Origin of the sequence: Rothia nasimurium (assembly GCF_004569295.1) — a bacterium.
Classification (GTDB): domain Bacteria; phylum Actinomycetota; class Actinomycetes; order Actinomycetales; family Micrococcaceae; genus Rothia; species Rothia nasimurium_B.
This window is the reverse complement of the sequence record NZ_SPQC01000012.1, coordinates 1-23,709: the sequence shown is the minus strand read 5'-3', so window position 1 is coordinate 23,709 and position 23,709 is coordinate 1. Positions and strand designations below refer to the sequence as shown.

The window sequence follows — 23,709 nt, the reverse complement described above, 5'->3', positions numbered from 1 at the left end:
CCGGGAATTATTAGTCACTACCATGATGTCTGCGATACTCGTGGCCGCTATCTTGGTGGTTGCCCAGGACGCCCTCGTCAACATGTTCAATAACGCAATGGCAATGATTAACCGCTAGGAGAGCCGCATGAGAGCTGTGCCCCCTGAGAAGGAGAGAGGTAATGCAACGGCGGAGTTCGTGATGGTATCTGCCTTAGTTGTCTTACTTTTTCTAGGTGTTTTGCAGGTTGCTTTCGCACTATTCACCCGTAACGTGCTGCAGGACGCTGCGTCTCAGGGGGCCCGCTATGGGGCCATGCTCGATAAAACACCGGCTGATGGGGAAGAACGCACCCGCGAGTTGCTGTATTCGGTGCTGCCCTCCCACTACTCGGCAACGATTAGCAGTTCTGTTACCCAGTGGCAGGGGGCGGACACCGTGCAGGTCACCGTGGTTGCCCCGGTTCCCCTTCTTGGGCCCTTTGGGGTAGCTGCCCAGTGGGAGGTGAGCGGTCATGCTGTGGTTCAGAGATAAATGCGGTGATAAAGCTGTAGGTATGCGAGAGACTTTCGACCCTGAGCAGGGTAGCGCTCTTGTTGAGTTTATTGGACTGGGTGCCCTGTTGATGGTGCCCACGGTCTATTTTCTGTTATCAGTCTTCTCGATGCAGTCGGCTGCTTTTGCGGCTTCTAACGCTAGCGCCCATGCGCTACAGGTGATTCAGTTTTTGCCACCGGAGCAGCGCACCTCAACTGCTGTGCAAGCGGTTGCCGCTTTGACGGCTAGCGACTTCGGTTTAGACGTCGAAACCATTACTGCCACGCTGAGCTGCGAGGACGTCTGTGCCCAGGGCGAGCGAATAACTGTAGATGTTACCGTCGAGGTCGGGCTGCCCCTGGTACCCTGGCCAGGGGCACCGACTCTCGCCACCATGACCTCTCAGGCTGTGAGCTGGGGAGGAGACTACTCGTGACACAGACCAGACAGGCTCAGCTTCAGCAGGAACCGTGCCCTGAGGCAACCGTGAGCGAGTCTGAGCGGGGCAGCGTCCTTCCTTTCATCTTGGGACTGTGCCTGGTACTTCTTCTGGTAGCCTCCACCGTCGTTGGAGTAAGTTCCGTCTATCTCGAAAGACAGCGCCTTCAGGCTCTAGCTGACCAAGCGGCAACGTCCGCCGCGCAACGCATCGAGGGCATCGCAGCGGTAGGGGAGACCCAGGCCCAGGCGACTCTCAGTAGCGCCGGGGTGCAGGCGTCCGCTCACACCTTTCTGCAAGAAAGCGGCGCCGGCACCGACTTCTCCCACCTGACCTTAAACTCCGCAACCGGGGCGTCGGGAAACAACACTGCGGTTATTGTCCTTTCTGCCAGGGCCCACCCGCCCTTACTATCCGTTGTGCTACCTGACGGCGTTGATATCACCGTTACCGGACGGGCGCGCGTCATCACCACCCAAGACTAGAACAGAAGAGCTCTGCCCCGTCAGCGCAAAACAGGGGCAAAACCGGGCGCTTACCATCGTTTTCAGCTAGGGTTAATAGTCATGGCTACTTTAGATTTTTCTGCCCAGATTAAAACCCTGCGCTCAACCTACGCCTCCATCGAAGAGGTCAGCGACGTTGAGCAGCTGCGCGCTACCATCGCAGAACTCTCTGAAGCAGCCGGCGCCCCCGACCTCTGGGACGACCCCGACGCCGCCCAAAAGGTCACCTCGCAGCTCTCCCACAAACAGGCCGAACTCGATAAGCTCGTCAAACTAAGCCAGGCCATCGACGACCTTGAGGTCATGGTAGAACTCGCCAACGAAGAGGGCGACGCCGATACCCTTGCCGAAGCAGAAACCGAACTGCAGGCTATCGAAAAACGTCTAGCAGAGCTCGAAGTAATCACCCTGCTCTCGGGTGAGTACGATCAGCGCGACGCCGTCGTCACCATCCGGGCGGGAGCCGGTGGCGTGGATGCCGCCGACTTTGCCGAGATGCTTCTGCGCATGTACCTGCGCTGGGCAGAGAAAAACGGCTTCGATACTACGGTGATGGATACCTCCTATGCCGAAGAAGCCGGTCTCAAATCAGCAACCTTTGAGGTCAAAGCCCCCTACGCCTTCGGGCGTCTATCTATCGAAGCGGGAACCCACCGCCTGGTGCGCATCTCTCCCTTCAATAGCCAGGGCAAACGTATGACGTCCTTCGCCGCGGTGGAAGTTATCCCCCTCATCGAGCAGACCGACCACATCGAAATCCCCGAGTCCGAACTCAAGATTGATGTCTTCCGCTCGTCAGGACCCGGCGGCCAGTCTGTGAACACCACAGACTCCGCCGTCCGTATGACCCACATCCCCACTGGCATTGTGGTCTCCATGCAGAACGAAAAGTCTCAGCTGCAAAACCGAGCTGCAGCACTTCGCGTCCTGCAATCCCGCCTCCTCCTGCTCCGCAAAGAGCAAGAGGACGCCAAAAAGAAGGAACTTGCCGGCGACGTCAAGGCATCTTGGGGTGACCAGATGCGATCCTACGTGCTCAACCCCTACCAGATGGTCAAAGACCTACGAACCAACTACGAAGAGGGAAACCCCAGCGCCGTATTCGACGGTGCGCTCGACGGTTTCATCGATGCCGGCGTGCGGTGGCGCGCGGCAGAACGACAGAAAAGAAAGAACGAAGAATAATCGTGGCTAAGAAAAAAGTAACGAAAGAAGACCCGAATAACCACACCATAGCGTCCAACCGCCGCGCCCGCCATAACTACAACATTGTAGAAACCTGGGAGGCCGGGCTGGTGCTCATGGGTACCGAGGTTAAATCCCTGCGCGATGGGGGAGCCTCAATCACCGATGGCTTCTGCCAGATGTACGGCAACGAGCTGTGGCTAGAGGGCATCCATATCGCTGAATACGGGCGCGGCTCCTGGACTAACCACGCAGCTCGCCGCCGCCGTAAACTGCTCATGCACCGCAGCGAAATTAACAAGATTGCTCAGAAGCTCAAGGAAAGTGGCTACACCGTTGTGCCCCTCAAACTTTATTTCAGCAAGGGGCGAGCCAAGGTAGAAATTGCCCTGGCTACAGGTAAGCGCGACTACGACAAACGTCAGGCCCTGCGCGAGCGCCAGGACAACCTCGAAGCCCAGCGTGCTATGCGCTATAAGAACCTGGGCTAACAACCTACTCGAAGGAGAGAAATGACCACCGGAAACAACAAGGAAAACCCTTACGGCGACTACGTGCCCGGGCAGTACAGCTCAGGTGCTTCAGCACAGGGCCAACAGGACGCCGCTCCCAGCTCATCGAGCTATGGGCAGGGCGCTGCGGGACAGGCGCCCCAGACCAACCCCTACGCCAGTGAGAATACTCCGGGCTATAACGGCTCGCAGCAGGGGTATGGGGACTACAGCCAGCAGGCGAACAGCGCTTCCTCACAGCCTAACTACGGCCAGGCGGATTACAGCCAGCAGCCTGCCAGCTACCCCTCCTACGGGTATGACGCGTATAGCCAGCAGGTAACCTCAGCACCTAAGGGCCTGGCCATTACATCGCTGATTCTGGGTATCCTGTCTTTCCTGGGTGGCTGGGTCATTCTGGGCGGCATTCTGGGCATCGTTGGCCTGGTGCTGGGCATTGTGGCCCTGCGCAAGACCAAGACCGGCGGTGGCGGCAAGGGCCTGGCTATCACCGGCATTGTATTTAGCTCCCTGGGCATCCTTATTTCCCTGGCAATGCTGGTGTTCTTCGGCTGGATTTTCTCAGCTTTCGGTGAATGCATGGCCTACGCTGAGAACGAGGTTCTCATGGAACAGTGCATCAACCAGCAGGTGGGCCTTGACGCCACAGAATCAAACAGTAACGTCTAATCCACTTGCCAGCTGGCTCTTTACAGTATGGAGAGCTAGCTGGTAGACTGGCACATCCGAGCTAATTGGGCCGGTGCCTTTCACGGATGAGTTGCGGCTCGAAAGAGCACTGGAAAATGCTTAGCTTGGCGTTCTTTGATAAAAGAATATGGGGATGATCGGTTTCGACGATGTGAGTTGAGATGGATGAAGCGTGCCGAGGACGCAGGGTTATCTCGTTAACGCCCTCTGCAAAAAATAAGTGCAGAATCTAAGCGCACTGACTTCGCACTCGCTGCCTAATAATCCCAGCGATGCAGTCTGGTAGCCTGAGCTTGCCTTTGGCTCAGCCCCTACCATCAGTTTAAAAGGCCACTGCTGCCCGTCCTTGTCGTAGGGCCGGGTGGGACTTTTATACGGCTAGGTTAGGCCTTGTAAGTGTTTGCGCAAGCAAGGTAGCCGAAAATACCGCTTTCACAAACTGCGCACGGAGAAGACCCGTTGACGCCACATCGGACCGGGGTTCGATTCCCCGCATCTCCACAGTATTGAGGTCCTCCACCCGGTTTATTCGGGCGGAGGGCCTTTTCTGTATCTTCTAAAGGGGTATTACTTCTTAGGCTTTACCGTGGGGATAGATGAGGTTGCCACGGAGCCTGTGACCAGGGTGATGTTGAGTTTCCACTGGAAGGTGGCGCGGATGGGGCGCTTCTCCTGGTGACCGGATTCTGAAATAGCCTCAAACTGAGCGGTGTCTTCGAGGCGGGAACGGATGAAGGCCGCGATGAGGCCGAGCGGGCCGGCAATAATGAAGGGGATGCGCCAGCCGTATTCCTGCATGGCTGCATCGCCCAGAATCGAGGCAAGACCATTGGCTACGATGGATCCCAGAATAAGGCCTGACACGGCGATAGTCATGAGAATCGAGGTAGCTAGGCCGCGACGTTCGGGCCCGCCGTAGTCGTACCATTCGATGAGGTGCCCGGCGACGGCCTCGATAAAGGCTTTGCGCTTTTGCTTTGTGATACGTATTGGCTGCATCACCTTTTCTGCTTTGAAGATTGCTTCTGTCACCTTGGGTTCCCTTGGTGTTGTTTGTGCGGACGCCCCCCCCGGTGCGGTAGGCGTTGCACTAACAGTAATGATGCGATTTACATCATGGCAATGTAGGTTTTTCATTACATGTTGTTCTGGTGTGTAATTTTCTGCAATGGTGATATGCGTGAGATACCTTACATTAGCTTGGGTGTTTGCTGCGAACTCTGGTTGTGGAAAAGGATGCCCTGGTGGTGGGTGCTGTAAGAGCTGTTGTTGATGAACTTCCGGAGTATCGCGCAGTACCGCGTGAGGAGTTGGTCGATAGTGTGGCAGGGGTTTTTGATGCGGCGATAATGTGCCTAGAAAGTTCTGCTCCTGTAGACGAGGTGTTGGGTGGTGGGCGTGAGGCTGTCTATGGGGTGGCTCCTCGCCGAAAGGTGCAGGGGGTTTCTCTAGTCTCTGTGTTGAGGGCGCACCGCCTTGCTCTGTCTGTTACCCAGCGAAGATTTGTGCAGATGGCTGAGCGCTCTGGCTTACCTTTTGAAAAGCGCCTGGAGGTCATGGGGGTTATGTGGGAAGTGGGTGAGTGGTTCATGGTTCAGGTAGCGCGCGACTATGAACCTGCCCTGTTGGCTGACGCCGAGCGGAGAAAAGTCGAAAAACGGGACTTTCTAACTCGTCTTGTGCAGGGAACTTTGGAGGCGGCGGATGAAGAGCGTCTGGCTGGTCATTTGGTGTTGCCTAGGGGGCTGGAATATCAGGTAGTTCTGGGTCGGGAGATTTCCCCGATTGCCTGGGTTGCTGAAATTGAGGATGCTTTCTCGGGCACTCTTGCCCCTGCTTTGGCTGGTGCGGTTGAGGGGTGCTTGGTGGGGGTGCTTCCAGCCCATGAGGGGGTGGACGCTGCCATCTCCCGAGTGGGTGAACGGCAGGAACTTCGGGGTGGAGTTCTGGCTCTTGGATGCCCCGTGCGCATTGGAAACTTGGCAGAATCACTGGAAGAAGCACGCACCGTCTTAGTTTCGTTAGAACCGGGTAGCGCAGGTTGCTTTGATGTACGAAGTCGGGGCTGGCGCCTAGCGGTTGCGTGCACCCCCTGGCTAGGGGATGTCATAGAACAGGGGTTATTGGCGCCTCTGCGGGAGAATCGCTGAGGTAGTGAAGCCCTGCTGATGTATGTGTGGGCGTTTTTGGGGCATGGTCGTAGTTATCGAGACGCAGCCCAAGCTCTCTATATACACGAGAATACTTTGCGTAATAAGGTTGCAAAATTTGAGCAAATCACCGGTCGTAGGCTGAATGATATTGATACTTGTATCGAACTAATGTGGTTGCGGCACGATATGGCCCTAAAAGGTGCTCTTGGTGTAGGTGATTCAGTCTAAAGCATTTCTTGAAAGGGCTACCATGCCACGCCTTGCCGGGCTTGTATCGATTCTTGCCGCCATCGTCATGCTGATTGGGGGTGCCACCGTGTGGGTTACAGTTAGTAACCAGCTCGCGGAAGAGCGCATTAGTGTACCCGCCGATTCTGAATTTATGGGCGGCGCCTTTGCCGGTAAGGATGTTAAAGGCCCCCTGACTGCTTACGCTCAGGCAGAAACTATCCGTCAGCATGCCACTGCGAGTGCTGAGGGTACCGTTTATGAAGGAAAAACCTATGCCGAGCTGGGTACTATGGTGCGCGAAGCTCAAGACGCTGGCGATGAAGCACTGGCAGAAGAACTTCAGACCCGTCGCAACCTGGTGATGGATGCTTCTTTCTTGCGCGTTTCTCTCTTCACCTCGGTTGTTTCCTTTGGCGTATCAGTCCTGGTCATGGGATTAGGGGTCGTGCTTGGTCTTATCGGTGCCGCCCTGATCAAAATTGCTCTGAAAAAGGTAGCGGTTACCGCCTAGTCCTCTGAATAGTAGCGAGCCCCAGCCCCGTTTCTTCGCCTCTGTGCGGTGAGTAGAAGCGGGGCTGTTGCCTAGATTGCGGGGGACGGTGCTGGTAAGCTGACCATAAGATAAGGCCCAGTAGCGGGCCAACGGTTTTAGGAAGAAAGAGGACGCCGTGAGCACCCAGCCCCCCGCTTACCCCCAGTCACAAGCACCCGCGGGCACTGGCGTCCTTTTGCCCCCTGCGCTGGACTACGAAACCCCCGGCGAACCTACCCAGTACCGGGTACCTGATGCCCACCGCCGCCCCTATGGAGAAATGGTGCGTGACAAGCGAGGCCGTGGCTATTACCAGGCGGTCATGGCTCTATCGGTGGGTATTGTGAGCTGGCTTGTAGTGCTCATGGCGGGCGTTTTTGCCCTGCTGGCTCTCATTCCTGCGGTGGCGGCTATCGTGCTGGGTATCAAAGCCTTACGCGCTCGCAAGCGTAACCCGCGCACCCGCTTTTACGGGCAGACAGCCGGTATGGCCTGGGGCGGCATTGCCCTGGGCATTCTCTGCATCCCGGTGGCGGTCTTCTTCTACTTCATGGCGAGCTGGTTCCTGAACGGGGCTGAAACCGCAAACTGCGAGATTACCCACGCCGGGGACGAAGAGGCGATCACCCGCTGTATCGAGAGCAACACCAGCTACTAAAAATGAGTGGGGGGTCTGTAGCAGCTCTTATTCTTCCCCTAATCATTGAGAGGGCCCATCGCGACCATAGGGCTGTGAGCTCCACCTCAATCGCGTTATGATAGGGGAAAGCGCCCCCAGCACGCCCAGGAGCACCCCGTGACCGAATCAGAAGCACCCGCAGGCCGCTACGAGCAGGACGACCAGGCCCCGCGTTTCACGCCGGCTGACCCAGCCCACCCCACAACCGACGAAATCCCCTTTATCTACCCGGCCCACTGGGAGGCGGATGTCGTCCTGCGCGACGGAGCCACCGCCAACCTGCGCCCCGTCGTCCCCACCGACCGGGTAGCCCTCGAAAAAATGTACGCGGGCCAGTCAGAGCGCACCATCTATTTGCGTTTCTTCACCCACAAACCCACCCTGAGCGACAAAGAACTGACCCGGTTCACCACGGTGGACCACAATAACCGGGTTGCCTTCGTCATCATGCTGGGCGATGAAATGATTGGCATCGGCCGCTACGACCGCACTCACAACCCCACGGAGGCTGAAGTGGCCTTCATGATTTCCGACGCTCACCAGGGGCGCGGCATCGGGTCAATCCTGCTAGAACACCTCGCGGCAGCTGCTAACGAGCGCGGTATCGACAAGTTCAGCGCCGAAGTTCTGCCCCAGAACCGCAAAATGCTCAATGTCTTCACCGACGCGGGCTACGAGATTTCCCGCGAATTTGAAGACGGCCTGGTCATGGTCTACTTCAACATCGACCCCACCGACCGCTCCCGCGGTGTGACGGAAGCCCGCGAGCACCGCGCTGAAGCCAAATCTATCGCCGAGCTCCTTGCCCCCGACACCGTTGCCGTGATTGGTACAGCACCCCGCTGGGAAGCCAACGGCCACAAGGTTATTAAAACCCTGGTGGTAGGCGGATTCACCGGCGCCCTCTACGGCGTTAACGAGGATCAGCTACCTGCCGGTGAGGTGCCCATTTACCCCAGCATCGGTGAAGTGCCGGCCCGTGTAGATTTAGCTATTATTGCCGTCCCCATCGCCGAGGTAGCCGCAGCCGTAGAAGCCTGCGGCGAGGCAGGCGTCCGCGGCGTCCTCATCTACACCTCCGGCTACGCGGACGACGGGGCCCGCGGCCGCGCCCGTCAAAAAGCCCTGGTGAAATCGGCCCGTAGCCACGGTATGCGCGTGATCGGCCCTGCCTCCTTCGGCCTGCTGAACAATAACCCGGACGTTCGCCTTGATGCCACGATCAGCGCCCAGGACCCCAAACCCGGTGCCCTGGGCCTCTTTAGCCAGTCCTCAGCTATCGGCGCCATGTTCTCTAACACCGCCGTCAAACGCAATATCGGTGTATCGTCCCTGGTCTCAGCGGGCAACCGCGCCGATGTGTCGGGTAACGACATCATGCAGTACTGGGAAGACGATGAAGCAACCCGCGTCTGCGCCCTCTACCTTGAATCTATCGGCAACCCCCGAAAGTTCTCCCGTATCGCGCGCAGGCTCTCCCGCGTCAAACCTGTGCTCGTGGCCAAGAACGCTGTGACCGGCCAGCAGCTCCCTCCCGGGCATTCGGGGCGAACCTCCATTGCCCCCACCGAAGCCCTGGACGCCATGTTCAAGCAGGCTGGGGTCATCAGCGCCGAAACCTTCGACCAGGTGCTCGACGTGGCCCAGGTGCTGGTCTCCCAGCCCCTTCCCAATGGGCGGCGCGTGGCTATCCTCTCCAACGCTTCAGCCCTGGGGCAGATTATCGCCGACAAATCCGAGGCCCTGAACATCGATGTGCGGGTGACCGAGTCCATGCTGAGGCTTACAGATGACGGTATCAACGGGCTAGAGGTGCTTGAAGACGTGGCAACCAGCGCCCTCGAAGCATCAGATATTGATGCGGCCATTGGCGTCTTCCTCACCGGCGACTCTATCGACTCCAAGGCCGTTGCCCGCGTCCTTTACCGCGCAGGCAAGCGCACCGGAAAACCCGTGGTTGCTGCCTTCCCCGGCACGCTCAGCTTTGACGCAGCCCTTCGCGGAATCTGGGAAGACCCGGATGAGCGGACGCCCGCCCCGGCAGAGGGGGAGACCGCGGGGGAGAGCACCTCCACCCTGCAAGAAGGGCTGCCCTGCTTTGAGTCCCCGGGGGCTTCTATATTGGCTTTGGCAAGCGTCATGGACTATGTGGAGTGGCGGGAGAAAGAAACCGGGGGTCTGGCTACTCCCGAGAACGTCAGCCCCAAGGCTGCGGCCGCTGACATTGCCCAGCACCTGACCCAGGTGAGCGGTGAGAACCTGCTCGATGTACCAGCTTCTGCCACCGAAGAACTCCTTGCCCACTACGGCATTAGCCTGCTGCCCGAATACGGCTTTGACACCGCAGAAGAAGCCGTTGAGGCCGCTGCCCGGGCAGGCGGCTACCCGGTTGTCCTGAAAACCACTGACGATTTCCTGCGCCACCGCATAGATTTGGGTGGTGTGCGCCTGGGCATTGAAAGCGACGCCGAACTCATTAGCGAAATAGCCCAAATGCACCGCGTGCTCGAACCCTACGGTAGGTTCGACCTCACCGTGCAGAAACAGGCCCCGGCCGGTCAAACAGCGGTGCTCACCGGCATCGAAGACCCCCTGATCGGACCCGTGGTCTCTTTCGGCATGGCCGGGGACGCCACCAGCCTGCTGGAAGACTGGGCCCACCGCATCCCACCGCTGACCGAACGGGATGTCTACAAGATGGTACACTCGCCTAAGGCAGCAGCCAAGCTCTTTGCCGACGGCGACCTGCCTCAGGTGCGGGTTGACCTGCTCGAAGATCTCTGCGCCCGGGTAGCCCTGATGAAAGACAACCACCCCGAGATTGCTTACCTTGAACTCAACCCCGTCCTGCTCTCACAGGAGACCCTCACGGTGGTGGGCGCCAAGATGCGCCTGGGCAACCCCCAGCAGCGCACCGATTCTGCCCGCCGAACCATGAGCAGCTAAGTGTGACCTAGCCATGACCTAAGATGGAGGGTAGACCTACTGGCCAGATTCACCCTAGAAAGAGACGAGACGATGAACCTCAGCGCAGCCGAAGCCCTCACCAGGGATATTCAGCAGGCAGGCTTTTACCCCGAGCTCGTCCTCGACACGGTCGATGAAGCCCTGGCGGGGCTGGTGCCTACCTCTCACCTGGTTCAGGTAGAGACCCACTTTGACCAGAACGAGGTGCACCGCCACATTACGGTGCTGGTGCTGGCCGGTCAGATGCTCCTGGTCGCCCACCTGGATGATCAGAACCTCGACGAAAGTGGTCAGCAGGTGCTCGCCCACGTGTCGGTTGAGACCCTGCACGTGAGCCGTATTCGAACCCTGACCATCAGCTACACCTACCCGCAGCCCCAGCACTACCGGGCCGGTAGCCCCGTCTCAGAAGTATCGATGCTGATCGCCTGGACGGGCTCCCAGCGCCTTGACGTACAACCGGCAGACTGCCCCGACCCCGCCTGCGACGCCGACCATGGCTACACCGGCATGGGCCCGCGGGAAGACATGCTCCTGCGCGTGAGTGCCCCGGCCGATGGGGAAGAGGCTACCGCCCAGGCCCGGAGCTTCGCCCGCGCACTGCGCTCTGCCCACATGGCAGCAATGAACCAGGTAGCCGCCCCGGCAGGCGGCTCCGTGCAGGCAGGGGCCTAAGATGAGCGTCCTGACCGATTACTGCGGTAACGCCCTACCCACCGAACCCGGCTACGGCGGCAACAACCTAGCTGACCTCTTCGAATCCTGCGGCACCCTGGTCGCCCAGGGGTCTATCACCCCCGACCCGCACCCCCTGCACGGGGCAGGACGTCACGACCTGCTCGGCCTGGCAGACCGCCTGCGTGCCGCCGGGGTTGACCCTACCCGCTACCGCAGCGTCTGCCTGGTTATGGTCGATGGGCTGGGGCAGAGCCTGCTGAATGCCTACGGCTCCTATGCCCCCTTCTTAAAGAAAGCCACCCAGCTCGGCCCGATTCACTCGGCCGTCCCCTCAACCACGGTAGCTTCACTCAGTAGCCTGGGAACAGCAACCCCGCCGGGCTACCACGGCATGGCCGGGTACGAGGTGAAAAACCCGGCTACCGGGGCCGTGATGAACCAGCTCTCGGGCTGGGACAAGACCGTCGACCCCCACCAGTGGCAGCCCCACCCCACGGTCTTTGAGCGCTACCAGAACCACCTGGATGTGGCTACCGTGTCGCTGAGCAAGTATGCCGGCACCGGCCTGAGCGAGGCTGGACTGCGGGGCGGACGCTTCGTGCACGCAGCCGGGTATGCCGCCCGAACCACCTTGGCCGCTAGCCTGTTGAACTCCCGTAAGCCGTCCCTGGTCTACCTCTACTGGGGGGAAATTGACCAGGCCGGGCACAAGTTCGGTACCCGGTCTGACCAGTGGCTTGAGCAGCTTGAAGAGCTCAACCTCGCGCTGAAATCGCTGGCTCGTAGGCTGCCCCCGCATGTGCTATTGCTGATGACAGCAGATCACGGCATAGTTGATATCGCCCCTGAAAATCGCATTGACTACTCGGGCGATACAGCTCTGCTGGATAACATTGAGCTGACCGCGGGTGAACCCCGCATGGTGCAGTTCTACCTGAAGGACACCAGCGCTTCTGCCCGCCAGGACGCCCTGGGTCGGTGGGCTGAGGCCTGGGGAGAGCAGGCCTGGGTCTTTGACTCAGAAGAACTCTTTGAGGCTGGTTATTTTGGTCAGCCGGTAACTGACGAGGCCCGCCGCCGTATCGGCGATATTATCGTGGCTGCTCGCGAACCTATCGCCCTCTACGACATGCGGCGTTACAAGCCCCACGCCCTGCAGATGGTGGGCCAGCACGGGTCTCTCACACTTGAGGAAACGCAGGTGCCCCTGCTGATGCTACCCACCGGCTAGAACCGGTGCGGATGCCCGACTCGCCGCGTGCGCCTAGGGACCGGTAGTTGCCGCTAGGGTGGGAGCTAGGCTACTACCGTCAGCGGCCGGAGCGGTGGGGAGGCTGGCCGCGCTGGCGGTCTCGGCGGCAGAGCCGGTCTCAACGGGGCGGCTGGGCTCGTCAATAGGAGCCGCATCGGTGGGAGCTACCACCTCGGCCGGAGTTGTAGCTACCGGTGTGGGCTCAAACGTGAGGGTTTCTTCCGCTGCCGGGGTCTCTTCAAGAGTGGGCTCGGGCTGGACGGTTTCTACCGCTGATTCAAGCGGAGTAGGCTCCAGGGTTGCTTCGACTGCGGGGGCCTCTTGGGTAGGGGCGTAGAGCACACTGCCGGGGGCCACGGGTTCTTCGGTGCCGCCGTCCTGCTCCGTAACGGTGGGAGCCTTGGTGTTAAAGCTGGGTACCGGCGCCGCTGCTGAGCTTTCTACTGCCGACGAGCTGGCCTCTGCCACCGTAGGACTGGGGGTTACCTCCACCGTGGTTTGGCGAGAGGCATCGTCGTTCAGAGGGAGCAAGAAAGCAGCAACCAGGGCGATAGCTGCGGCGGTGAGTACCGCGGAACCCGCAAAGAAGACCTTTGAGCCGGTCTTGCGGTCTTCCGGCTCATCTGCTGCATTCGGAGGTGCTAGGTGGTCACGTTCAGCTGCTGCGGCCGCAGCGGCGGCCAGTGCTGCCTGCCTTCGGGCTTCTTCTGCCCGTTCGGCCTCTTTCGCCGCAGCTTTTTCAGCGGCGCGGTCAGCCCGTCGCTCTTCGCGGGTGAGCTTTTCAACCACGTCCCCGTTGCGCATGAGGCCGAAGGCTAAGGAATCGTCGTCCGCGTCAATCACGGCGCGAGTGCTCCCGCTATCGGCAGTCACGTACTCGTAGCCGTTTGCCAGGGGGAGGGCTTCGGTCGCATCGTCGGCAACGCCCTCGGGCTCAGGAGCGGGTAGCGCCTCGGTGGCGTCATCGGCAGTGGGCTTCTGATCGTCAGAATTGGGTGACTGGTGGGAACGAAGGGGCACGTTTTCCTTATCAAGTGTTTCTAAGCCCTTTACCCGTGTGCGAAACGGTTGCGACGTGGGCTGGTGCGGTGAAAATAAGAGAGATTACTATATCTAAATCTAGTGTACGCGCTGAAAGCTTACTGGTGCTGTGGTGCCTCTAACGAAAACACCCTTGAAATCGGCGACTTCCCTTGGCCTTCATCCCAGTAAGAGCAAAGCCCCGCATCCTTCCCCAAAAGGGCGGACGCGGGGCTTGGGCAGGCACTGCTAGCGGCGGGTTTAGCGGCGCTGGTTGCCGAAGATGATGTCGTCCCAGCTCGGTACGCTGGTGCGCTTGGCCCGGCTGGCCTTGGGCTGCTGGGCCTTAGGCTCTTCTTCTACCTGCTCGGCATACGCCTCAGGGGCATCTTCTGCAGCCTCGGCGAGGGGAGTCTCAGCATCCTGGGAATCAGCTTCGCGCTGGGGCTCCACAGCGACGGGCGAGCTATCAGTGCCCTGGCTCTGCTCATCAGGCAGGGAACCCTGTGCAATTGAAGTCTCGGCGGTCAGGGGAGCTTCCTCAAGACCTGCCGGAGCTTCGGCGCTATTCTCGGTAGCCTCCTCAGGCGCCCGCTGCTCTGCGGTATTTTCACTAGAGGTATTTTCGCTAGCGGCAGTCTGCTGCTGGGCTGCTTCTTCGGCTACTGGCGCAGCAGGTTCTTCGGTTTCAGGGGCAGGTTCGGCCTGCACCTCGGCTACGGGGGCAGGGCGGGAGCTGCGGCGGGCACGTTCGAGCAGGTCAGCTAGCTTGCGTTCACTGGCAGGGTCAAAGGAGCGGACGCCGCGGCGGGCGGTCAGCTCATCGAGCAGCTCGTTCTGTTCCTTCTGCTCGGGGATGCTCACGCGGGTGATGCGGGGCTCGGCAACCTGAACACCAACGGTGGCGGAATCAGCCTGCTCGGGAACGTCGCTTGCAGCCTCCTCCTGGGGAGCTGCTGCCTGCTTGGCCGGGCCTGGAATGGGGGCATCGTGGGAGTGATCGCGGCCCATGAGGAAGTAGGCGGCTTCGTTTGAAGCGTAGATGCTCTGGTTGGCAGGGTTGAAGTTCCACCGGGCGGGGAACATGACGCCGCGCGGCAGGTTAGCCTGGGCGTCCTCACCCAGCTCTACATCAACAGACACGGTCCACTGGCCTGATTCCTGCTGCCAGGTGCTCCACTCCATCGGGGCTTGGGCGAAGTCGAAGCGTTCAGATACAGCTTCGATGTGCTGGTTGAGGCTTTGTGCTGCTCCACCCTGGCCGGGGGCGGGGGAGATAACCACGGTGCGGGCTGTCTGGATGACGTTGGCGCGTTCAGCGACGATGGGCCACTCGTAGCGGCGCACGCGCTCCGGTTCCCACCCTGACTCTGCGGCAATCTCTTCAACCGTTGCGCCCTGGCGGAAGCGGGTCTGGATGTCACGGGGGCCAAAGGCTCCGCTAGCGCTGCCGCCGCGCAGGGGGCTGATGCGGCGGGCGCGGGCAATGCTCTGCCGTAGGTTCTGGTCGATGGGCAAGAGATAGGTTGCGCCGTCAGATGATTCGAGGACGAGGTTTTCACCGTCGTCGTGAATGCCAGCAAGTCGCAGTTCTCGCACTGCTCGGTCTCCTTAGATGGGGCCGGGCACCACCTCAGCAGAGAGGGGTGCTCACTTCAATCTTTACACTTACTTGAAAGACTACCGGCTCAAGCTGTGCTTGAAAGCTAAAGTAGCTGGGGGCAGGGGTGAAGTTTTGAAAAAACCCGGTTTTTCAAGGGGTTTTCGCTCAAGTTCAGCAAGAGCTTTAAATATTTTTCTTACCCCGAGGCAGCCCTGGTCAGGCCTTTGTGACTCGCTGAGAGAGAACATGAAGTTTCCACTTGCATTATCGGGGGCAATAGTGAACAATTCTACCCGTCACCTCAACACAGTCGTAGACCCTGACGAGCGCAGAGTTGGTCGACACCAAGACCGAGGTGCAGGTACCCCAGACCAGGCAGAGGGGGTATCTACCCTTCGCACACTTAATACGGAGAAAACCATGGCAACCGATTACGATGCACCTCGCAAGCAGGACGAAGAGAGCAAGGGCCAGTCCTTTGAGGAGCTGCGTTCACGCCCCTCAGAAATGCAGTCAGGTGCAGTGGATGAGGACGAAAACGCAGCGGCCGAAAGTTTTGAGCTGCCCGGTGCTGACCTCTCCAATGAAGAGCTGAACGTTGTGGTGCTCCCTGCACAGGACGACGAGTTCACCTGTGCTTCTTGCTTCCTAGTGCGTCATCGCTCCCAGATTGCCCGCGAAGAGGGCGATCTCAAGTTCTGCATCGAGTGCGAGAGCTAAAGACTAAGAAACTTCAAAAGTACGAGGGCGGGCCCGCGTTATATAACGCGGGCCCGCCCTCGTATTGCCTAGAGATTTAGGTCTGCCAGGTGCTTGGCAGCCTTTGGACGTCTTAGTCTTCTTCGGGTAGCCCCTCATTCAGGACGGCGGCAATTTTTTCGGGGTGACGGGAGGACGCAATCCAGTAGGGAGTGGGATCTGCCGGGTCAGTAATCTGAACACGAATCACCGAGGTAATCCACCCGCGGAAACACATGTAGGCGCGGCCATCGAGTGCCGGGCCGGTGGCGAGGCGGGCATCTTCACCTCGGAAGGCGTAGGCTCGACCAACATAGTCACGTTCGATACGGGCCCTACCGAAGCGTACGGTGGTTTCGGTAATTTCGATGGTGGGGGAGCTGCCGTAGAGTATTCCGCCGACCAGCAGGAACATCACGATTCCGGCAACGATGCCAGCGGTGATATTAATCGGTGCGCCGACTAGGAAAGAGGCTAGGCCAACGCCCAGGCAGCCTATCCACAGGCCGATTCCGGGGGCCAGTCGTTCACGGTACAGCACGGTGGGGGCGGTAGCAGGCATAGCTTCCTTCGACGAGGGACAATTTGTGAAGTAGTGAGCCGGGGCAAACCCGGTGCACAGGTTCTAGTCTAAGGGGTTTTGGCACCTGATGTGGGCGGCACCGGAGCGCATAAGCCGGTACAGTAAAGAGGGTGATGAACCAGCTTAAGATTGATATCAAGATGCTCGATGAGGGAATCGAGCCCCCCGCCTACGCCCAGCCCGGGGACGCCGGCGCTGATTTGCGCTCGCGCGTGGACCTCACCCTGCAACCGGGTGAGCGGGCCCTGGTGCCGACCGGCGTGGCTATTGCCCTGCCTGATGGCTATGTGGGTCTGGTGCACCCCCGTTCGGGTCTGGCTGCTAAGCACGGCATTACGATTGTGAACGCACCGGGCACCGTTGATTCCGGGTATCGGGGTGAGCTCATGGTCTGCCTGCTCAATACCGACCGGGAGCAGGCTTTTGAGATTCAGCGCGGTGACCGCATTGCCCAGCTGGTTATTCAGCGGTTTGAGTCGGCTACTTTTAATGTGGTGGAGAGTTTGAGCGAAACTGAGCGTGGAACTGCCGGGTTCGGTTCAACGGGCGTACAGTAAGAGCAGTAGATAGGCGAGGGCCGAAGGAGGCACTATGTTTGGTTTTGGTAAGAAAAAGAATGACGCGGACGCCGCGACTGAGCGTGAGCAGGGTGCAGCAGCTGCCGCTGTAGAGAGCGACGAGAAAGAAACCGCCGCTGAAGAGGCACCTGCTGAGGTGCCCCAGGGCGGCACCCAGCAGCCTGCCGTGCAGGAGGAGCTTGCGGCGTCCTTCGTGGAATTTACCCGTGAGAATGGCCCCTTTGACATCACCGAGCAGCGCACCGGCTCTAGCTACATCGACCTGGGTGGCCTGCTGGTCAAGAGCAACCCCGGGCTGAACCTGCGTCTTGAGGCTGACCAGAAGACCCAGCAGGTTATCGCGGTGACCCTGCAGCTGGGCGAGGGCACCCTGCAGGTGCAGGCTTTTGCGGCTCCTAAGAGCCGCGGTATCTGGGATGAGATCCGTAAGGAACTGTCTGAGAGCGTGCGCCGCCAGGGTGGCCAGGTTGATATCAACGACGGTCCCTTCGGGCGTCAGCTGATCTCCCGCGTACCCGCTGAACTTCCCGACGGACGCAAGGGCTTCCGTATTTCCCGCTTTGTGGGTGTGGACGGCCCCCGCTGGTTCGTCCGCGGTGTATTCTCGGGCAAGGCCGTGCTGCCCGGTGAGAGCGCTACCGCCCTTGAAGAGGTCTTCCGCACCATCGTGGTCAACCGTGGCTCTGACCCCATGCCCCCGCGCGACCTGCTGCCCATGCGCGTACCCCAGACCATTCAGGATGCCGCAGCCGCCCAGGCCGCTGCCGCAGCGGCTGCCCAGGCTGAGAAGAAGCCCACCGTTGAGGTGCCCCGCCGCGGCCCCGAAATCACTGAAATTGGCTAGCGCCCATGCCTGAGACTGAGTCTCCCTTTACCCAGCAGCGGGCTGCTGGGCCGGTCACCCGCCTGGAAGAGTACCCCGAGCGGTTTCGCGCCAGGGCCGCCGGGCGGGTAACCCGCGTGCACATGTCGCATGTGGGGGCTAACCCCCGGTTTGAGGTGACCCTGCTGGTTGATAAGTCTAAGCCCCTGCCCCCGGCTAAGACCCACCCCATGACGGGTATGCCCATTGCAGAGACCGGTGAAGATCTTGATGACACCACCGATGTGAGCACCACTGAAGACACCTCAACCGGCCAGATTTCTGTGCTGGATGAGGAGACTGGCTTCACCACCCGGTTTAGCGTCAACAGGGCGGCTCCCCGGGTGCTCTACCCGGAGTTCCCGCCCCTGAGCTCAGGTACGGTGCTGACCCTGATTTGGCAGGGTCAGCGTCAGGTGCCGGGAATAGAGGCAGGCGGCTATCTTCGGGTCTCGGGCATGCTGAGCACCCGAGAGAAGCCCCTCATGTACAACCCGCGCTACGAGATCGTTCCGGCCCTCTAGTAGCAAGCGCAAGGACGTCGGCCCTACCTTCTTTGCCGAAGGTGGGGCCGGCGTCCTTTTTACTGATAAGCACGAAGGGGGCTAGCTGAAGAGGGCGCGGATGTCGTCCTCACCGGTGGGGGTGGTGATAAAGAAGAGCTCGTCGCCACCCTCAATCACATCGTCGCCGCTGGGGGTAATCGGTACCCCGTCGCGCAGGATGGCGGTGAGGGTGGTCTCGTAGGGCCACTGCACGTTATCGACGGTGTGGCCAATAATCGGGTGGTCGGTGGGCACGGTGTACTCGACCAGGGTGGCGCTGCCAGTTTTGAGGGTCAGCAGGCGCACCACATCGCCCACCTCAACGGCCTCTTCCACCAGCGCGGTCATGAGGCGCGGGGTAGAAACCGCAACATCTACGCCCCAGGAGTCATCGAAGAGCCACTCATTTTTGGGATTGTTCACGCGAGCCACGGTGCGGGGTACCCCAAATTCACTGCGGGCTAGCAGCGATACCACCAGGTTGGTTTTATCGTCACCAGAGGCGGCAACAATGACGTCCGCGTTCTCGGGCTTGGCCTGGCGCAGGACGGACAGCTCGCAGGCGTCCCCAATCACCCAGTGGGCATGCTGAATGTCGCTGCGGGAAATGGCCTCGGGCTTGATGTCGATAATGGTGACCGTGTGGCCGTGCGAAAGCAGCTCGCGGGCGCTTGATGAGCCCACCGAGCCAGCGCCGATAACGATTACTTCCATTCCAGATCCCCCTCAGCGTTGCGTGCCGGGGGAGCACCCAGCACCCTGGCAATGTCGTTGATGTCTTCGGTGCGCATCATGGCGTGCACTGTATCGCCCTGCTGGTAGGAGGTCTCCTTGGTGGGGAGCATACCCTCCCCAAACCGGGTCAGGTAGGCCACGCGTACACCGGCAGCTCGCTCAATCTCCGTCAGCGCGTGCCCAGCCCAGTCCTCGTGCAACTGCAGCTCACCGAGCATCAGGCGGCCCGAAGCCTCGCGGAAATCACCGGCCATAGCCTGCTCCGGCAAAATACGACGCAACACCTGGTCGGTCGACCAGCGCACCGCAGCCACCGTAGGAATACCCAGACGCTGGTAGAACTCAGCCCGGTTGGGGTCGTAGATACGGGCCACCACGTGCTGCACCCCAAAGGTCTCACGGGCCACACGGGAGGCAATAATGTTGGAGTTATCGCCAGAAGACACCGCAGCAAAAGCGTAGGCGTGCTCAATACCGGCCCGCTTGAGGGTCTCGCGGTCAAAGCCCACACCGGTCACCTTCTTACCCGCAAAATCTTTGCGCAACCTGCGGAAAGACCGGTCATCCTGATCGATCACAGCAACCGAATGACCCGCATCTTCTAGGGTATGGGCCAGCATAACGCCCACACGACCGGCACCCATAATCACAAAATGGGGCACTTAGCACCTCACGAAACCACGACGGAAACAAACATAAACCCCGCACAGCAGGGTTGCCTCTAGTCTACGCCCGGCGGCCCCACCACCCAACCGGCGCGCCATAGCCGCGCGGGGGGGGCGTCCTTACCTACGAGCAAAATGTGGTGTGTATAGCTGTGTTTTCCCCGCTCTACCGACTACGGTTAGAGCCTGTGAGAAATATTAGGAGCGCGGCCACCCGCCTGATTTTTGGTGCCCCCGTCACCAGCAGGCACGCCAAGAAAGGCAACCTGCCCAAACGCCGTGCCCTACTCCTCTTCGGGGCGGACGGGTTCTCGTCGGTTGCCTATGCCCCCGACGAAATTCTGCTGACCCTGCTCCTGGCCGGCCACGGGGCCTTAGCCTACTCGCCCCTGGTGGGACTGGGCATTGCCCTGATTCTGCTGGTTGTGGTGGGTGCCTACCGCTATAACATCCAGCATGTGGGGGAGCGCGGCGACTTCGCCCTGGTGCACCAGAATCTGGGGATAACCGCCGCTATCGTGCTAGGTGCGGCCCTGATGGTTGACTTTATGCTCACGGTTGCGGTGTCGCTGTCTTCTGCCGCCCAGTACCTTGAATCGATTACCCCGGTGCTGCTGGGGCATCAGCGGCTGATTGCCTGTTCCCTCATTGCTCTGGTGACCTTTATCTGCCTGCGCGGCCTCAAGGTGATGCTGCGGGTGTCACACCTTCCCTCCTATGTCTTTTTGATGCTGCTTGCGGTGACCGTTGCTTGCGGTCTCATTGCGGACGCCACCGGGCAGCTCGGGCGCGCGGTGTCGGCTGAGTACACGGTGGTGGTACCAGACGGTGCTGCCGAGGTACTGACCACCCAGCTCGGTGTTGGCCTGCTGTTGGTGAGGGCTTTTGCTTCCGGTTCTGTGGCGCTGACCGGGGTCAATACCGTCAGTAACGCCGTGAAGGCCTTTGCCCCGCCGCGTCAGCGCAACGCTGCCACCAGTCTGATGGTGATTGGCGGCCTGTCTGCCCTCTCCCTGCTGGGAGTCCTCTACCTGGCCCGGCAAACCGGGGTGGTCAGCGTCCTCGACTCGGCTCAGGGGCTACTGATTAACGGGCAGCCCGCGGGCGAAGACTTCCACCAGATACCCGCTCTACTCCAAATCACCGACGCTATCTTCGGCATCCCCCTGACCAGCGTCCTGCTGGGCGCAGCCACCATCGGCGTGCTCATCGTGGCGGCCATGACGGCCTTCACCGGCTTCCCCATGCTAGCGACCACCATCGCCGCGAAACAGTACCTGCCGGTGCACCTCTCAGCGCGCAGCTCCACCGCGCTCTACGCCAACGGCGTGCTGGCCCTGGGATCCAGCTCTATGCTGCTGGTCGCTATCGTCGGCCCCAACGTGCACGCCCTGGTGCAGATGTACATCGTGGGTGTCTTTACCGCCATGACCCTCACCCAGTACGCGGTGCTCCGCAACCGCTGGCGGGCCCAGCGCATCACCCTCGATACCAAAAAACGCCGCACCCTCTGGCACGACATCGGCATCAGCGCCATTGGTACCGGTGCCTCGGTTACCGTACTCGTGGTCATCATTCTTACCAAGTTCACCCACGGTGCCTGGGTCACCGTGCTACTCATTCTTCTTCTGACCTGGCTCATGATCAAAACCAACAAACACTACAGCAGTATTGACCGGCAGCTAGCCCTATCAGCCGACCCCGAACAACTGGCCGCAGACCGGGCGCTGCCCTCCCGCGTCCACGCCCTCATCTACGTTGAGCGGGTGCGTAAACCCGTACTCCGGGCCCTCGCCTACGCACGGGCCTCCCGCCCCTCGTCCATCGAAGCTCTCGTGGTGAACGTGGACGAAGCCCGCACCCGCGAAAACATCGACACCTGGGAAGCCCTCGAACTACCCGTCGACCTGACCGTGCTGGACTCGCCCTACCGCAACCCCGCCGCCAGCGTACTCGAATACGTACAGCAGATGCGCCAAAAATCCCCCCGCGACGTGCTCGTGGTCTACCTGCCCGAATACGTGGTCTCCCACTGGTGGCAGGGCATCTTCCACCGCCGCACCGTGCACAAACTCAAAGCCCGCCTGCGCCACGAACCGGGCGTCGTTGTAGCCTCCGTGCCCTGGCAGATCGAACGATAAAATAAAATCCCACCGAGCCACCCTCAAAGCGAGAAACACATGTCTACCACCCCCACCACACCCGAACCCGCTACCGGTGACCTCCTAGAACTCACCCCCGAGCGTCCGGCCCACGGCGGCGCCCTCGTCGCTAGAGCGGGCGACCGCGTCATCTTTGTCCGCCACGGAGTCGTGGGGGAGACCGCCACCGCCCGCATCACCGGCCGCGGTCCCAAAGGCCGCTTCTTCTTCGCAGACGTCGTATCCGTAGAGGCCCCCGCACCGGAGCGCCGCCCCCACCCCTGGGCACCGGCGGACGCACTCGCGTCCGCTCACCCCCTCGGCGGCATGGAATACGGACACCTGGACCTGGCGACCCAGCGGGCCTACAAACAGCAGATCGTAAAGGAACAATTGGTGCGCCTGGGTGGGGTACCTGAAAATCACCCCCTGCTGGCTTCACTGCCCATTCACGCCCTGCCCGGCGATGACCGGGGGCTGCACTGGCGCACCCGCGTGCATTTTGCGGTGGAGCGCGAAAGCCAGCAGATTGCCATGTTCCCGCACTCTAGCTCAACCCCCGTTCCCGTCACCGGATTTCCCCTGGCCGATGAGCGCATTGAGGCTCTCGAACTGCACCGGCTCAAGCTGGCCGGTATCACCCGGGTTGATGTGACTGTAGCCGCCACCGATATGCTGGCGGTGGTCTTTACCGTGTCAGCGCGGACTACGCCCGCCGAGGTTGCAGAAGGCATCGAAGAGCAGGCCCGGGCCCTGTGGGGGTCGCTGGAAGAGCGCATGATTACCCTGGTCTTTACCCCCGAGAAAAAGGGCGGACGCCGCCGCGGCACCAAACCCGCTGACGTCATCGCCGGTGCCGCCAACCCTAACCTGCTGGAGACCGCTACCGTCTACGCCCAGGACTTCTACTGGAACGTGGCCGCTAGCGGCTTCTGGCAGATTCACCGGGCTGCCCCCGAGGTACTGGGCAACGCCGTGCTTGAGGCTGCCCGCCTGAAAAAGGGGATGACGGTTTACGACCTCTACGCAGGTGCTGGCTTCTTCACCGCCCTGGCCGCTGATGCGGTGGGGGACAGGGGCACGGTGTTATCGGTTGAGGGATCCCCAGTGAGCAGCGGTAACGCGTCCGAGAACTTTGGCGACGAAGGCCCGTCACGTACCCACAGGTCTGAGCGGACGCGCGTGCGCGTAGAACGCGGGGATGTCGCCCTGGTACTTGAGAAGATCAGCGGTGAGGTAGCCGAGGGGCGCTACGCCGCCCCGGACGTGGTGATGTGCGACCCGTCTCGTGAGGGTGCAGGCCGGGTTGTGATGGAGCAGATTTCTGAACTGAACCCCTCCACCCTGGTCTATGTTGCCTGCGACCCGGCAGCCCTGGGGCGCGATACCGGCTACCTGCGCGCAGCGGGCTGGCGACTTGTACGCGTTGAAGCCTTCGACATGTACCCCAACACCCACCATGTGGAAGCGGTGGCGGTGTTTAGCCGGTACGGGGCCTAGCGGTTCCCAGAAAAGACCACCTACATCAGAAAAACCCACCTAGTTGGTGGGTTTTTCTGATGTAGATGGTACCTACCCGGTGGGATGGGGCAGGGGGAGCGGACGTTAGCTCAGGCGGTCAGTCTGGTCGTCCCACTCGGCCGCTACAGCACGCAGGGCCTCTTCCTTGGCACGAGCATGGTGGCCGCAGAAGAGCAGGTCGAGACCTGACTCCATCACCACACGCACATAGGCCTGGGCGCCGCAGGCATCGCAACGGTCAGCAGCAGTCAGTTCGCGGCGGGTCTCAAGAGTTGCACTCACGATAGGCTCCTTTCAAAAGCTTTCTTCCCCACCCTCCATACAACCACCGACCGGGCCGCCCCGCACGTCCTTTCGCCCACAGCGCTAAACCCGCC

The 23,709-nt window shown here is 60.6% G+C and carries 26 protein-coding genes and 1 other RNA gene; 20 read left to right on the top strand and 7 right to left on the bottom strand.

Annotation, left to right across the window (positions count from 1 at the left end; translation table 11 throughout):
- Positions 1-127: 127 nt before the first annotated feature.
- The 7 genes from E4U03_RS04580 to ssrA all read left to right on the top strand — a co-directional run bounded on the left by E4U03_RS04580 (position 128) and on the right by ssrA (position 4,353).
- The gene (locus E4U03_RS04580) at positions 128-514 is read left to right on the top strand and encodes a TadE/TadG family type IV pilus assembly protein (RefSeq protein WP_135011924.1); all 387 of its coding nucleotides are present in this window, start codon (positions 128-130) and stop codon (positions 512-514) included.
- Between the two features lie 22 nt (positions 515-536).
- The gene (locus E4U03_RS12765; protein ID WP_167752285.1) at positions 537-953 is read left to right on the top strand and encodes a pilus assembly protein TadE; all 417 of its coding nucleotides are present in this window, start codon (positions 537-539) and stop codon (positions 951-953) included.
- Positions 950-1,441, top strand: a complete 492-nt coding sequence (locus E4U03_RS04575) for a pilus assembly protein TadG-related protein (RefSeq protein ID WP_167752283.1) — start codon at positions 950-952, stop codon at positions 1,439-1,441. Before E4U03_RS12765 ends, E4U03_RS04575 begins: the two co-directional genes overlap by 4 nt.
- Positions 1,442-1,522: 81 nt before the next feature.
- Positions 1,523-2,647, top strand: coding sequence for a peptide chain release factor 2 (gene prfB, locus E4U03_RS04570; protein WP_135011920.1), 1,125 nt, complete (start codon positions 1,523-1,525; stop codon positions 2,645-2,647).
- A complete protein-coding gene (smpB, locus tag E4U03_RS04565) occupies positions 2,644-3,138 on the top strand; it encodes an SsrA-binding protein SmpB (RefSeq protein ID WP_135012007.1) in 495 nt (164 codons plus the stop codon). The genes prfB and smpB overlap by 4 nt, the downstream gene beginning before the upstream one ends.
- 21 nt (positions 3,139-3,159) lie before the next feature.
- Positions 3,160-3,828 carry a DUF4190 domain-containing protein gene (locus tag E4U03_RS04560; protein ID WP_135011918.1) on the top strand — a complete coding sequence of 223 codons (669 nt, stop codon included), beginning with the start codon at positions 3,160-3,162 and terminating at the stop codon, positions 3,826-3,828.
- Positions 3,829-3,978: 150 nt separating this feature from the next.
- Positions 3,979-4,353, top strand: a transfer-messenger RNA (tmRNA) gene (ssrA, locus tag E4U03_RS04555).
- Positions 4,354-4,416: 63 nt separating this feature from the next.
- Here ssrA and E4U03_RS04550 read toward each other — a convergent pair.
- On the bottom strand, positions 4,417-4,881 hold the full coding sequence (locus tag E4U03_RS04550) for an MFS transporter (protein ID WP_135011916.1): 465 nt from the start codon (positions 4,879-4,881) through the stop codon (positions 4,417-4,419).
- 479 nt (positions 4,882-5,360) lie between these two features.
- Between E4U03_RS04550 and E4U03_RS04545 the strand changes: the two genes are divergently transcribed.
- The 7 genes from E4U03_RS04545 (at position 5,361) to E4U03_RS04515 (ending at position 12,320) form a co-directional block, all read left to right on the top strand.
- Positions 5,361-5,999 carry a hypothetical protein gene (locus tag E4U03_RS04545; protein ID WP_135011915.1) on the top strand — a complete coding sequence of 213 codons (639 nt, stop codon included), beginning with the start codon at positions 5,361-5,363 and terminating at the stop codon, positions 5,997-5,999.
- Positions 6,000-6,017: 18 nt separating this feature from the next.
- Entirely contained in the window at positions 6,018-6,230 is a 213-nt protein-coding gene (locus E4U03_RS13715; protein WP_135011914.1) for a helix-turn-helix domain-containing protein, read from the top strand.
- A 22-nt stretch (positions 6,231-6,252) separates the two neighbouring features.
- Entirely contained in the window at positions 6,253-6,744 is a 492-nt protein-coding gene (locus tag E4U03_RS04535; protein WP_135011912.1) for an aromatic ring-opening dioxygenase LigA, read from the top strand.
- 157 nt (positions 6,745-6,901) lie between these two features.
- On the top strand, positions 6,902-7,423 hold the full coding sequence (locus E4U03_RS04530; RefSeq protein ID WP_135011911.1) for a DUF4190 domain-containing protein: 522 nt from the start codon (positions 6,902-6,904) through the stop codon (positions 7,421-7,423).
- A gap of 138 nt (positions 7,424-7,561) precedes the next feature.
- Positions 7,562-10,390: a GNAT family N-acetyltransferase gene (locus tag E4U03_RS04525; protein ID WP_245207664.1), complete on the top strand. Its 2,829-nt coding sequence runs from the start codon at positions 7,562-7,564 to the stop codon at positions 10,388-10,390.
- Positions 10,391-10,462: 72 nt separating this feature from the next.
- Positions 10,463-11,086, top strand: coding sequence for a DUF5998 family protein (locus E4U03_RS04520; protein ID WP_135011909.1), 624 nt, complete (start codon positions 10,463-10,465; stop codon positions 11,084-11,086).
- Position 11,087: 1 nt separating this feature from the next.
- Entirely contained in the window at positions 11,088-12,320 is a 1,233-nt protein-coding gene (locus tag E4U03_RS04515) for an alkaline phosphatase family protein (protein ID WP_135011907.1), read from the top strand.
- 33 nt (positions 12,321-12,353) lie between these two features.
- On the opposite strand, the gene E4U03_RS04510 is transcribed toward E4U03_RS04515, so the two are convergent.
- Positions 12,354-13,361, bottom strand: a complete 1,008-nt coding sequence (locus tag E4U03_RS04510; RefSeq protein WP_135011905.1) for a hypothetical protein — start codon at positions 13,359-13,361, stop codon at positions 12,354-12,356.
- Positions 13,362-13,622: 261 nt separating this feature from the next.
- Positions 13,623-14,960, bottom strand: a complete 1,338-nt coding sequence (gene sepH / locus E4U03_RS04505; RefSeq protein WP_135011903.1) for a septation protein SepH — start codon at positions 14,958-14,960, stop codon at positions 13,623-13,625.
- 424 nt (positions 14,961-15,384) lie between these two features.
- Between sepH and E4U03_RS04500 the strand changes: the two genes are divergently transcribed.
- Positions 15,385-15,684, top strand: coding sequence for a DUF4193 domain-containing protein (locus E4U03_RS04500; protein WP_135011901.1), 300 nt, complete (start codon positions 15,385-15,387; stop codon positions 15,682-15,684).
- Positions 15,685-15,796: 112 nt separating this feature from the next.
- Here E4U03_RS04500 and E4U03_RS04495 read toward each other — a convergent pair whose 3' ends face one another.
- A complete protein-coding gene (locus E4U03_RS04495; protein WP_135011899.1) occupies positions 15,797-16,264 on the bottom strand; it encodes a DUF3093 domain-containing protein in 468 nt (155 codons plus the stop codon).
- Positions 16,265-16,398: 134 nt separating this feature from the next.
- On the opposite strand from E4U03_RS04495, the gene dut reads away from it, so the two are divergent.
- The 3 genes from dut to E4U03_RS04480 are packed head-to-tail and all read left to right on the top strand — an operon-like array spanning position 16,399 to position 18,249.
- Positions 16,399-16,842: a dUTP diphosphatase gene (dut, locus tag E4U03_RS04490; RefSeq protein WP_135011897.1), complete on the top strand. Its 444-nt coding sequence runs from the start codon at positions 16,399-16,401 to the stop codon at positions 16,840-16,842.
- A gap of 34 nt (positions 16,843-16,876) precedes the next feature.
- Positions 16,877-17,707 carry a DUF3710 domain-containing protein gene (locus tag E4U03_RS04485; RefSeq protein ID WP_135011894.1) on the top strand — a complete coding sequence of 277 codons (831 nt, stop codon included), beginning with the start codon at positions 16,877-16,879 and terminating at the stop codon, positions 17,705-17,707.
- Between the two features lie 5 nt (positions 17,708-17,712).
- Positions 17,713-18,249, top strand: a complete 537-nt coding sequence (locus E4U03_RS04480) for an asparaginase (RefSeq protein WP_135011892.1) — start codon at positions 17,713-17,715, stop codon at positions 18,247-18,249.
- Positions 18,250-18,330: 81 nt separating this feature from the next.
- On the opposite strand, the gene E4U03_RS04475 is transcribed toward E4U03_RS04480, so the two are convergent.
- A complete protein-coding gene (locus E4U03_RS04475) occupies positions 18,331-18,984 on the bottom strand; it encodes a potassium channel family protein (protein WP_135011890.1) in 654 nt (217 codons plus the stop codon).
- Positions 18,975-19,667, bottom strand: a complete 693-nt coding sequence (locus tag E4U03_RS04470; protein WP_135011888.1) for a potassium channel family protein — start codon at positions 19,665-19,667, stop codon at positions 18,975-18,977. The genes E4U03_RS04475 and E4U03_RS04470 overlap by 10 nt, the downstream gene beginning before the upstream one ends.
- Positions 19,668-19,858: 191 nt before the next feature.
- Here E4U03_RS04470 and E4U03_RS04465 point away from each other — a divergent pair, with 191 nt between their 5' ends.
- Together E4U03_RS04465 and E4U03_RS04460 are read left to right on the top strand one after the other, a co-directional pair.
- The gene (locus E4U03_RS04465; RefSeq protein WP_135011886.1) at positions 19,859-21,811 is read left to right on the top strand and encodes an APC family permease; all 1,953 of its coding nucleotides are present in this window, start codon (positions 19,859-19,861) and stop codon (positions 21,809-21,811) included.
- A 39-nt stretch (positions 21,812-21,850) separates the two neighbouring features.
- Positions 21,851-23,311 (top strand): class I SAM-dependent RNA methyltransferase, encoded by a 1,461-nt coding sequence (locus E4U03_RS04460; RefSeq protein WP_135011884.1) that lies wholly within the window; start codon positions 21,851-21,853, stop codon positions 23,309-23,311.
- Positions 23,312-23,416: 105 nt separating this feature from the next.
- On the opposite strand, the gene E4U03_RS04455 is transcribed toward E4U03_RS04460, so the two are convergent.
- Positions 23,417-23,614: a DUF7455 domain-containing protein gene (locus E4U03_RS04455; RefSeq protein ID WP_135011882.1), complete on the bottom strand. Its 198-nt coding sequence runs from the start codon at positions 23,612-23,614 to the stop codon at positions 23,417-23,419.
- Positions 23,615-23,709: the final 95 nt, after the last annotated feature.